This is a genomic window from Mycobacterium sp. (assembly GCF_049683935.1).
GTDB lineage: Bacteria > Actinomycetota > Actinomycetes > Mycobacteriales > Mycobacteriaceae > Mycobacterium.
Window position 1 is genome coordinate 1 of record NZ_JBAUJR010000203.1, and the last position, 9,852, is coordinate 9,852.

Here is a 9,852-nt window from a genome sequence, read left to right on the forward strand (position 1 = left end):
CTGCGGGCCTGCCGGACCGATCCCGCCCGCGACGCACCCCTGGTGCACGCGCTGATCGGGGCCACCGATCCGGAGACGGGCCGACCGCTCTCCGACGAGGACATCTGCAACGATCTGCTGATCTTCATGCTGGCCGGCCACGACACGACCGCGACGGCGCTCACCTACGCGCTGTGGGCTCTGGGGCACCATCCCGACATCCAGGACCGGGTCGCTGCGGAGGCGCGCCGGATCGGTGACCGGGCGCTGGTCCCGGAGGACGTGTCGCAGCTGGGCTACACGGTTCAAGTGCTCAACGAGGCGTTGCGGCTGTGCCCGCCGGCCGCCGGTGTCGGGCGACTGGCCGTGCGGGACATCGCCGTCGGTGGCTATCGCGTCGAAGCGGGCAGTCTGCTGGCAGTCGGCATCTATGCGCTGCATCGTGATCCGACGATCTGGGACGACCCGCAGGCATTCGACCCCGACCGGTTCAGCCCGGAGAGGTCCGCCGCTCGCGATCGCTGGCACTTCGTCCCGTTCGCCGGCGGAGCGCGTTCCTGCATCGGCGAGCACTTCGCCCGATTGGAGACCACGCTCGCGCTGGCGACGATCGTGCGAAGCCTCGAGATCAGATCGCGCGACGACGACTTCCCTGTCGATGTGCCGTTCACGACGGTGGCGCGCGGGCCGATCGGGGCCCGCGTCACCCCGCGGCGCTGACCGGACCCCGCCTTCAGCCCCGTCGGAAGAGCACCGCCGACTCGAACGGCAGGAGCGCGAACAGGACGCGCATCGGGCCTGTCACCGACGCCGCCGCCTCGGCCTTGGGCAGAACCTGCGGATCGGTCACCCGGAACGACCTGGCGTAGCGGCGCATCGTGCCCTCACCGGCCGCGGTGACATTCTTCAGCCAGTCGCGGTCGGGTCCGTAGGTCAGCAGCACCGCCACGCCGTCGCGGGTGGTGAACACCGTCAACGGGGTCCGGTACCGGGTGCCGGATCGGCGTCCGACGTGCTCGAGGATCCCCATCGTGGGAGCCCAGCCCGCCCACATGCGTTGGATCGGATTGGTCACGTGGCGGTTGAACCGGGCCAGCCATTGCGGGAGTTGCATGTGAGCCATCACACTCTCACCCCATGGCATATCTCAAGCCCCCCTGGTTCGTGGCGACGGTGTTCAACAGGTTCGCGATGGCCACCGGCGTCGGCAACAGCGAAACGCTGACGGTGACGAAGCGCGGCAGCGGGCAACCGCAGCACATCCCGGTGGTCATACCGGAGGTCGACGGCGTGAAGTACCTGGTCTCGACCCGTGGCGAATCGCAATGGGTGAAAAACGTCCGGGCCGAACCGCGGGTCAGCGTCGGCGCGGTGAGGTACCTCGCCACCGAAGTTCCCGTCGACCAGCGGGCGCCGATCCTGGCCGCCTACAAGCCGAAGGCCGGCAAGGTGGTCGAGGGCTACTGGCGCAAGCTGCCCGACGACGCCGATCACCCGGTGTTCGCGCTGACCCCCCTGGCCTGACCACTACACCCTGTAGTTGACGCGGCCGGTCCGGCTGGGACACTGGTGCCATGAGCAGTACCGACATGTCCGCGAAGCTGTTCGCCGACGCGTGCACCGTGATTCCCGGTGGGGTGAACTCGCCGGTGCGGGCATTCTCCGCAGTCGGGGGCACCCCGCGGTTCATCACGTCCGCCCAGGGGTGCAGGCTGACCGACGCCGACGGCAACCGTTACGTCGACCTGGTGTGCTCGTGGGGGCCGATGATCCTCGGTCACGCCCACCCGGCGGTGGTCGAAGCAGTGCAGCGGGCGGCCTCCGACGGGCTGTCGTTCGGCGCTCCGACCCCGTCGGAGTCCGAACTCGCCCGCGAGATCGTCGGCCGGGTCGCTCCGGTCGAACTGCTGAGGCTGGTGAACTCCGGCACCGAGGCCACCATGAGCGCGATCCGGTTGGCGCGCGGCTATACCGGCAGGGCGAAGATCATCAAGTTCTCGGGCTGTTACCACGGGCACAGCGACGCGCTGCTGGCCGACGCCGGTTCGGGCGTCGCGACGCTGGGGTTGCCGTCGTCGCCGGGTGTGACAGGCGCCGCGGCGGCCGACACGATCGTGCTGCCCTACAACAACGTTGCCGCGGTAGAGGAGATTTTCGCCCGCTTCGGCGACGAAATCGCGTGCGTGATCACCGAAGCCAGCCCGGGCAACATGGGGGTGGTGCCACCGCTGCCCGGCTTCAACGCCGCGCTGCGCCGGATCACCGCCGAGCACGGCGCGCTGCTCATCAGCGACGAGGTGATGACGGGGTTCCGCGTCAGCCGATCAGGTTGGTACGGGCTGGATCCGGTGGACGCCGACCTCTTCGCGTTCGGCAAGGTGATGAGCGGTGGACTACCCGCCGCGGCGTTCGGTGGCAACGCCGAGGTGATGGGTCGGCTGGCGCCGCTGGGTCCGGTGTATCAGGCGGGCACGCTGTCCGGAAACCCGGTGGCGATGGCCGCCGGCCTGGCCACACTGCGCGCCGCAGACGACGACGCCTATGCATCGCTGGACGCCAACGCCGACCGGCTGACCGGTCTCGTCGCCGAAGCGCTGACCGATGCCGGTGTGGCACATCAGATTTCACGGGCGGGCAACATGTTCAGCGTCTTCTTCGGCGAGGAGCCGGTCACCGACTTCGCCGCGGCGCGGGCGACCGAGACATGGCGCTACCCGGCGTTCTTCCACAGCCTCCTCGGCGCGGGGGTGTACCCGCCGCCCAGCGCCTACGAGTCCTGGTTCGTCTCGACCGCACTCGACGACGACGCCTTCGGCAGCATCGCCGCTGCGCTGCCCGGTGCGGCGCGCGCGGCGGCTCAGGCCACGGAGCCGGCATGACCGAGACGACCGTCGTGCACGTGATGCGGCACGGTGAGGTGCACAACCCGGACAAGATCCTCTACGGCCGACTGCCCGACTTCCACCTCTCCGAGCGGGGGCGGGCGCAGGCCCGGGCGGTGGCCGATTGGCTCGCCCAACGGGACATCACCTACGTGGTCGCCTCGCCGCTGGAACGAGCCCAGGAGACCGCGGCGCCGATCGCGGCCCGGCACGGCCTCGCCGTCGACACCGATGGCGAGTTGATTGAGTCGACCAATGTGTTCCAGGGAGAACGGGTTTCGCCAGGCGACGGGGCGCTGCGTGACCCGCGCAACTGGTGGCACCTGCGCAACCCGCGCACCCCGTCCTGGGGTGAGCCCTACGCCGAGATCGCGGGCCGGATGAAGGGTGCGCTGCACCGCGCAAGAGTGCAGGCGACCGGGCACGAAGGGGTGTGCGTCAGCCACCAGTTGCCCGTCGAGACGCTGCGCCGCGCGATGACCGACAAGAAGCTGCACCACTTCCCGACCCACCGGATGTGCAACCTGGCTTCCGTCACCTCGTTCTACTTCCACGATGACGTCTGCGTGGGTTGGGGGTACGCGGAGTTGGCCGGACAGTGAGACGTCCGGTTCGCCTTGCCATCCAACACAGCGGTCGACTTGTCGCGCTCATCACGTGCGTGGCGATGATCGGACTGACCGGATGCTCCACCGGGGACGATGCGGTCGCCCAGGGCGGCACCTTCGAGTTCGTCGCACCGGGCGGGAAGACCGACATCTTCTACGACCCTCCGGAGAGCCGCGGCCGTCCCGGACCGATCGCGGGCCCGGACCTGATGGACACCGACAAGACAGTCGCGCTGACGGACTTCGCGGGCGAGGTCGTGGTGATCAACGTCTGGGGTCAGTGGTGTGGTCCCTGCCGCACTGAGATCACCCAGCTGCAGAAGGTGTACGACGCGACCCGCGACCAGGGGGTGGCGTTTCTGGGAATCGACGTGCGGGACAACAACATCGACGCCCCGCGCGACTTCATCATCGACCGTGGGATCACATTCCCGTCGATCTACGACCCGTCGATGCGCACCATGATCGCGTTCGGCGGCCGCTATCCGACCACCGTCATCCCGTCGACGGTGGTACTCGATCGCCAGCACCGGGTCGCTGCGGTTTTCCTGCGTGAACTCCTCGCCGAGGACCTGCAACCGGTGGTCGAGCGGCTGGCCGCCGAGTCATGAACCTCGACCAGGTCGACCAACTGACGGCCAGTGGTCCACTGCTGCTGGCCATGCTGCTCAGCGCGGCGGCCGGGGTGGTGTCCTTCGCTTCCCCGTGTGTGGTGCCGCTGGTGCCCGGTTACCTGTCCTATCTGGCGGCGGTCGTCGGTGTGCAGGATCAGCCCGGAGGCCACGATCAGCCCGGACAGCTGGCGGTCCGTGGTGCGCGTCTGCGAGTCGCGGGAGCGGCCGCACTCTTCGTCGCGGGCTTCACCGTGGTCTTCGTCCTGGGCACCGTCGCAGTCCTGGGAATGACGACCTCACTGATCACCAATCAGCTTCTGCTGCAGCGGATCGGCGGCGTGGTCACCATCGCGATGGGCCTGGTCTTCATCGGTCTGGTGCCGGTGCTGCAGCGTGATACCCGGTTCACCCCGAAGCGGATCTCCACGCTGGCGGGTGCCCCGCTGCTGGGTGCGGTGTTCGCATTGGGGTGGACACCGTGCCTGGGTCCGACGTTGACCGGTGTCATCGCCGTGGCGTCGGCGACCGAGGGCAGCAACGTCGTACGCGGTGTCGTTCTCGTCGTCGCCTACTGCCTCGGACTGGGAATCCCGTTCGTACTACTGGCTTTCGGCTCGGCCCGGGCGGTGGCCGGCCTCGGCTGGCTGCGCCGCCACACCCGGACCATCCAGATCATCGGCGGCGTACTGCTGATCCTGGTGGGTACGGCCTTGGTGACCGGCTTGTGGAATGAGTTCGTGTCGTGGATTCGCGACGCGTTCGTCAGCGACGTGAGGCTGCCGATCTGATGCGCGCGATGGCCCTGGTGCGCAACACCTGGCGCACCCTGACGTCCATGGGAACCGCCCTGGTGCTGCTGTTCCTGCTCGCGCTGGCGGCGATTCCCGGCGCGCTGCTGCCGCAGCGCAATCTCAACGAGTCCAAGGTCGCCGAGTACATCGCCGCCTATCCGACCATCGGGCCGTGGCTGGACCGCCTCCAGGCGTTCGACGTGTTCTCCAGTTTCTGGTTCACCGCGATCTACGTTCTGCTGTTCATCTCGCTGGTGGGCTGTCTGACCCCGCGACTGTTCGAGCACTTCCGCAGTCTGCGCGCCACCCCGGTGCCGGCGCCCCGCAACCTGGGCCGACTGCCCAAACACCACAGCGCCGAGGTGCGCGCGGACAGTGTCGGCGCAGTGGCCGCGGTGGTCGACGAACGGTTCCGTGGCTGGCGGCGCGCCACCCGCCACGACGGCGACGGTGAGACCACCGAAATCTCAGCGGAGAAGGGCTACCTGCGCGAGTTCGGCAACATCGTCTTCCACTTCTCGCTTCTCGGGTTGCTGGTCGCCATCGCCGCCGGAAAGCTGTTCAGCTACGAGGGCAATGTCATCGTCGTCGCCAACGGCGGACCCGGATTCTGTTCGGCGTCCCCGGCGGCCTTCGACTCCTTCCGGGCGGGCAACACCGTCGACGGGACCTCGCTGTACCCGATGTGTGTGCGCGTCAACGACTTCGAAGCCACGTATCTGCCCAACGGGCAGGCGGTGGGATTCCAGGCCGACATCGAATACCAGGCAGGGGAGGATCTCGAGGCCGGCACCTGGCAGCCGTACCTGCTCAAGGTCAACGAGCCGCTGCGCGTCGGTGGTGACCGGGTCTACCTGCAGGGCCACGGGTACGCCCCGACCTTCACCGTGACGTTCCCGGACGGCCAGACCCGCACCCAGACGCTGCAGTGGCGGCCCGATGACCAGATCACGTTCCTGTCGTCGGGTGTGATGCGGTTCGATCCGCCCGGGGGCACCTACGCCGACGAGGGCGAACGACGGAAGAACCAGATCGCGATCCAGGGCCTGTTCGCGCCGACCGCCGAGCTTGACGGCACGCTTCTGGCGTCCAGCTTTCCCGAGTTGAACGACCCGGCCGTCGCGGTCGACATCTACCAGGGTGACACCGGTCTGGACACCGGTCGGCCGCAGTCGCTGTTCGCGCTGGACACCCGGATGATCGACCAGGGGCGCCTGACCAAGGAGTCGCGGGTCAACCTGCGTGCCGGCGAGGACACCCGCCTCGACGACGGCACCGTGGTGCGTTTCGACGGCGCGGTGCCGTTCGTGAACCTCCAGGTCTCGCACGACCCCGCGCAGATCTGGGTGCTGGTGTTCGCGATGACGATGATGGCCGGGCTGCTGGTGTCGCTGATCGTCCGGCGCCGCCGCGTCTGGGTGAGGTTGACGCCAGGCGCGGCGGGTACGGTGAACGTCGAGCTGGGCGGCTTGGCCCGCACCGACAATTCGGGGTGGGGCGAGGAGTTCGAGCGGCTGACGGCGCGGCTGCTCGCCGAATCGGACACCACTGCTGCCGCATCGGATCGCAGAGAAGACAAGAAAGCGGATCGCGCATGAACACCGACATCGATCTCGGGCTGGCCCGCTACTCGGACCTGGCGTTCACGTCGTCGGTGCTGGTGTTGCTGGCAGCGCTGCTGCTGCTCGCCATCGAGCTCGCCTACAGCCGCAGCCGCAAGGTCGAATCCCGCGAGCTGGTCTCGGCAGCGGCGACACCGGACAGGGTTGCGGTGAACAGCGCGACTCCGGGGGTTGTCGTGGACGCGCCGCGGCGCCCGTTCGACGAGCGCATCGGCGCGGCCGGACTCGCGCTGGCCTATGTCGGCATCGTGCTGTTGTTGGCGTGCATCGTGTTGCGTGGGCTGTCCACCTCGCGGGTGCCGTGGGGCAACATGTACGAGTTCATCAACCTCACGTGTTTCTGCGGTCTGGTGGCCGCCGCCGTGGTGTTGCGCCGCCCGCAGTACCGGTCCCTGTGGGTGTTCGTCCTGCTCCCGGTGCTGATCCTGCTGACCGTCTCGGGTCGCTGGCTGTACTCGCATGCGGCACCGGTGATGCCCGCCCTGCAGTCGTACTGGCTGCCGATCCACGTGTCGGTGGTCAGCATCGGTTCCGGGGTGTTCCTGGTCGCCGGCGTGGCCAGCATCCTGTTCCTGCTCAAGATGTCACGGTTCGGCGATCCGGACCGCACCGATGTGCTGGGCCGCATCGCGGCGAAGCTTCCGGATGCGCAGCTGCTGGACAGAATCGCCTATCGCACAACGATTTTTGCGTTTCCGGTGTTCGGTTTCGGGGTGATCTTCGGTGCCATCTGGGCTGAGGAGGCGTGGGGTCGGTACTGGGGCTGGGATCCCAAGGAGACGGTGTCGTTCATCGCCTGGGTCATCTATGCCGCCTACCTGCATGCGCGCTCGACGGCGGGGTGGCGCGACCGGAAGGCCGCGTGGATCAACGTCGCCGGTTTTGTGGCGATGGTGTTCAACCTGTTCTTCATCAACTTGGTCACCGTCGGCCTGCACTCCTACGCAGGCGTCGGCTGACCCGATCTGTCGATGGCGCCCATGAGCCGTGGTGAGGAGAGGGGATCAACTGTTGTCGGACCTGCCGGGTGGTTTTCGGGCACAGCAACGGTTCGTCGATCCTGCGGCCCCGGTGCCCGCGGAATGGACGGCCCCGACACCGCCGTCGGGATCGCTGCCGGTGGTGGCGGCGGGAATGCTCGATCCGGCGGTGACGCCCGAGCCGACGGCATCCGATCCACCGCCGTACCTCGACCTGTCCACCGTGGCACTGCTCGGCAAGGCCCGGCGCGCTCCGTCGGCGGGCTGGCGCAAGTGGGTGTACTGGGGCACCGGACGACTGGTCGATCCAGGTGAGAGCCCGAAGGTGGTACGCCACGACACCATGGTTGCGCAGGTGCAACGGCCGTTGCGCGGGTGTTATCGCATCGCCGTGCTCTCGCAGAAGGGTGGCGTCGGCAAGACGACCGTCACCGCGACGCTGGGGGCGACGTTGGCCAGCACGCGCGGGGATCGTGTTGTCGCCGTGGACGCCAACCCCGACCGCGGCACGCTGAGCCAGAAGGTGCCCCTGGAGACGCCGGCCACGGTGCGTCACCTACTGCGGGATACAGAGGGCATCGCGTCCTACAGCGACGTGCGGCACTACACCTCACAGGGGCCGAGCCGGCTGGAGATCCTGGCCTCGGAGAGCGACCCCGCGGTGTCGGAGGCGTTCAGCTCCGACGACTATGCCCGCACGCTCGAGGTGCTCGAGCGGTTCTACAGTCTGGTGCTCACCGACTGCGGCACCGGAATGCTGCACTCGGCCATGTCGGCGGTGATCGACAAGGCGGACGTGCTGGTGGTGATCAGCTCCGGTTCGGTCGACGGCGCACGGAGCGCATCGGCGACGCTCGACTGGCTGGACGCGCACGGCCACGAGGACATGGTGAGCAACTCGATCGCCGTGATCAACGGCGTGCGGCGCCGGTCGGGTAGAGGAACCAAGGTCGATCTGAACAAGGTGGTCGACCACTTCGCCCGACGATGCCGTTCGGTCTGTCAGGTGCCGTTCGACCCGCACCTCGAGGAGGGCGCCGAAATCAGCTTGGAGCGCCTGAGGCCTGAGACCCGGGAAGCGCTCGTCGAGCTGGCCGCCGTGGTGGCACAGGGCTTTCCGGGTGCGCGACGTGACTCGGTCGTCACCTAGACCATGCGGTCAGTTTCGCGGTTGATCGTCTCGCGGATTGATCCGCCGCAGGAACTCCGGGTCGTCGTCCGGCCCGATAGTCCGGGTGCGCGGTCGATTCGCGGCCATCCGGAAAACTCGCCAGCCGACGTACACCAAAGCGGCCAGGACGAGAATCATGAGCAAGTACGTCACTCAAAACCTCCTTCCTGTCAATATACGCGTCATCGGTAGGCTCGGTCCGTGACTGACGGACGGCCCGTATCCCGGCTACTGCTCGACATCCTCGCCTACACCGCGGCACGCCTCGTGCTCGTCGTCGTCGTGACCGCGGTGATCTTCGGTGCCGCGAGCCTGCTCGGTGTGCAGATCCCGATGATCGTGGCGTTGCTGTTCGCGATCGTCATCGGGTTGCCGCTGGGCATCTGGCTGTTCACCCCGCTGCGGCGACGGGCCACCGAGAGCATCGCGATCTGGGACGAGCAGCGTCGGCGCGATCGGGAACAACTCCAGGCGCGGCTGCGCGGCGAATCCGGCGCCAAGGGCGGCGACGCCCGGGAGGTCTGAGCGTCAGAAATACGTCATCGTTGCGCTGACGACGCCCGCTGCCCTGCCCGTTTGCTCCGCAGCGACTGCCCACGCGCCCAGCAACCTCGGCCACGAAGTATGACGTCGCACTGCGATCTGAATGGCTAAGACCGCGGTTGGGTAACCCACGTCACATGACCGAACAGCGGGTGATCGACCGGCATCGGCCGATCAGCAACCACAGGAACACCAGTAACCACAGGACCGCGAGCAGTCACAAGATGCTCTACAACCGGTGGATCAACGAATTGTGGGCCGGCCATCGCATCGCCAGGGAACTGCTCGCCGACGATTTCGTCGGCCACTGGCCCACGCACGATGTGCACGGCCCCGACGAACTGCAGACCGTCATCGACAACACCAGGGGCACCCTGCGGGAACTGATGTTCGTCGTCGACGTGGGTCCGTTCGTCGACGGCGACCTGCTGGCCGCCCGGTGGATCAGCACCGGCGCCCGTGCCGACGGCCCAGCCCGATTCACCGGCAACGACATCGTGCGGGTGGCGAACGGGAAGATCGTCGAATACTGGACGGGCACCTCGCCGGGTTAACCCGCCGCGTCGCGCAGCAACTGTCGCAGCGCCTCCAGCGGGTCGTCACCCGACGGACCCAGTCGGCGGGCCTCCGGCGCCTCGGTGGGCTCCGGCGCGGCGATCACC

General features: G+C 67.9%; 13 protein-coding genes. 11 read left to right on the top strand and 2 right to left on the bottom strand.

Annotated elements, in window-relative coordinates:
- Nucleotides 1-699 (top strand): cytochrome P450 (locus tag WA965_RS11380; RefSeq protein WP_526447524.1); only part of this gene is annotated, 699 nt, incomplete at its 5' end.
- Nucleotides 700-712: 13 nt separating this feature from the next.
- On the opposite strand, the gene WA965_RS11385 is transcribed toward WA965_RS11380, so the two are convergent.
- Nucleotides 713-1,093 (bottom strand): nitroreductase family deazaflavin-dependent oxidoreductase, encoded by a 381-nt coding sequence (locus WA965_RS11385; RefSeq protein WP_526299320.1) that lies wholly within the window; start codon nt 1,091-1,093, stop codon nt 713-715.
- A 23-nt stretch (nt 1,094-1,116) separates the two neighbouring features.
- On the opposite strand from WA965_RS11385, the gene WA965_RS11390 reads away from it, so the two are divergent.
- From WA965_RS11390 to WA965_RS11425, 8 genes are all read left to right on the top strand, one after another.
- Nucleotides 1,117-1,503, top strand: coding sequence for a nitroreductase/quinone reductase family protein (locus WA965_RS11390; RefSeq protein WP_526299322.1), 387 nt, complete (start codon nt 1,117-1,119; stop codon nt 1,501-1,503).
- Nucleotides 1,504-1,553: 50 nt separating this feature from the next.
- A complete protein-coding gene (gene hemL / locus WA965_RS11395; protein ID WP_526299324.1) occupies nt 1,554-2,858 on the top strand; it encodes a glutamate-1-semialdehyde 2,1-aminomutase in 1,305 nt (434 codons plus the stop codon).
- Nucleotides 2,855-3,463, top strand: coding sequence for a histidine phosphatase family protein (locus WA965_RS11400; protein ID WP_526299326.1), 609 nt, complete (start codon nt 2,855-2,857; stop codon nt 3,461-3,463). Before hemL ends, WA965_RS11400 begins: the two co-directional genes overlap by 4 nt.
- A 65-nt stretch (nt 3,464-3,528) precedes the next feature.
- Complete coding sequence (locus tag WA965_RS11405) at nt 3,529-4,080, top strand: TlpA disulfide reductase family protein (protein ID WP_526299328.1); 552 nt, start codon at nt 3,529-3,531, stop codon at nt 4,078-4,080.
- Entirely contained in the window at nt 4,077-4,871 is a 795-nt protein-coding gene (locus WA965_RS11410) for a cytochrome c biogenesis CcdA family protein (protein ID WP_526299330.1), read from the top strand. Before WA965_RS11405 ends, WA965_RS11410 begins: the two co-directional genes overlap by 4 nt.
- Nucleotides 4,872-4,879: 8 nt before the next feature.
- Complete coding sequence (resB, locus tag WA965_RS11415) at nt 4,880-6,472, top strand: cytochrome c biogenesis protein ResB (RefSeq protein WP_526299340.1); 1,593 nt, start codon at nt 4,880-4,882, stop codon at nt 6,470-6,472.
- Nucleotides 6,469-7,455: a c-type cytochrome biogenesis protein CcsB gene (ccsB, locus tag WA965_RS11420; RefSeq protein WP_526299332.1), complete on the top strand. Its 987-nt coding sequence runs from the start codon at nt 6,469-6,471 to the stop codon at nt 7,453-7,455. Before resB ends, ccsB begins: the two co-directional genes overlap by 4 nt.
- 31 nt (nt 7,456-7,486) lie before the next feature.
- Nucleotides 7,487-8,626 carry a MinD/ParA family ATP-binding protein gene (locus WA965_RS11425; RefSeq protein ID WP_526299334.1) on the top strand — a complete coding sequence of 380 codons (1,140 nt, stop codon included), beginning with the start codon at nt 7,487-7,489 and terminating at the stop codon, nt 8,624-8,626.
- A gap of 9 nt (nt 8,627-8,635) precedes the next feature.
- On the opposite strand, the gene WA965_RS11430 is transcribed toward WA965_RS11425, so the two are convergent.
- The gene (locus WA965_RS11430) at nt 8,636-8,800 is read right to left on the bottom strand and encodes a hypothetical protein (RefSeq protein ID WP_178361433.1); all 165 of its coding nucleotides are present in this window, start codon (nt 8,798-8,800) and stop codon (nt 8,636-8,638) included.
- 48 nt (nt 8,801-8,848) lie between these two features.
- Here WA965_RS11430 and WA965_RS11435 point away from each other — a divergent pair, with 48 nt between their 5' ends.
- Together WA965_RS11435 and WA965_RS11440 are read left to right on the top strand one after the other, a co-directional pair.
- Nucleotides 8,849-9,172 (top strand): DUF4229 domain-containing protein, encoded by a 324-nt coding sequence (locus WA965_RS11435; RefSeq protein WP_526299336.1) that lies wholly within the window; start codon nt 8,849-8,851, stop codon nt 9,170-9,172.
- Nucleotides 9,173-9,327: 155 nt separating this feature from the next.
- The gene (locus tag WA965_RS11440) at nt 9,328-9,744 is read left to right on the top strand and encodes an ester cyclase (RefSeq protein ID WP_526299338.1); all 417 of its coding nucleotides are present in this window, start codon (nt 9,328-9,330) and stop codon (nt 9,742-9,744) included.
- The last annotated feature ends 108 nt before the right edge of the window (nt 9,745-9,852 follow it).

Bases quoted from the DNA above. Each gene is read 5' to 3' on its own strand.
- WA965_RS11440 (WP_526299338.1), top strand. From the start codon at position 9,328: ATGACCGAACAGCGGGTGATCGACCGGCATCGGCCGATCAGCAACCAC.
- WA965_RS11405 (WP_526299328.1), top strand. From the start codon at position 3,529: ATGATCGGACTGACCGGATGCTCCACCGGGGACGATGCGGTCGCCCAG.
- WA965_RS11400 (WP_526299326.1), top strand. From the start codon at position 2,855: ATGACCGAGACGACCGTCGTGCACGTGATGCGGCACGGTGAGGTGCAC.
- resB (WP_526299340.1), top strand. From the start codon at position 4,880: ATGGCCCTGGTGCGCAACACCTGGCGCACCCTGACGTCCATGGGAACC.
- WA965_RS11385 (WP_526299320.1), bottom strand. From the start codon at position 1,093: ATGCAACTCCCGCAATGGCTGGCCCGGTTCAACCGCCACGTGACCAAT.
- hemL (WP_526299324.1), top strand. From the start codon at position 1,554: ATGAGCAGTACCGACATGTCCGCGAAGCTGTTCGCCGACGCGTGCACC.
- WA965_RS11410 (WP_526299330.1), top strand. From the start codon at position 4,077: ATGAACCTCGACCAGGTCGACCAACTGACGGCCAGTGGTCCACTGCTG.
- ccsB (WP_526299332.1), top strand. From the start codon at position 6,469: ATGAACACCGACATCGATCTCGGGCTGGCCCGCTACTCGGACCTGGCG.
- WA965_RS11390 (WP_526299322.1), top strand. From the start codon at position 1,117: ATGGCATATCTCAAGCCCCCCTGGTTCGTGGCGACGGTGTTCAACAGG.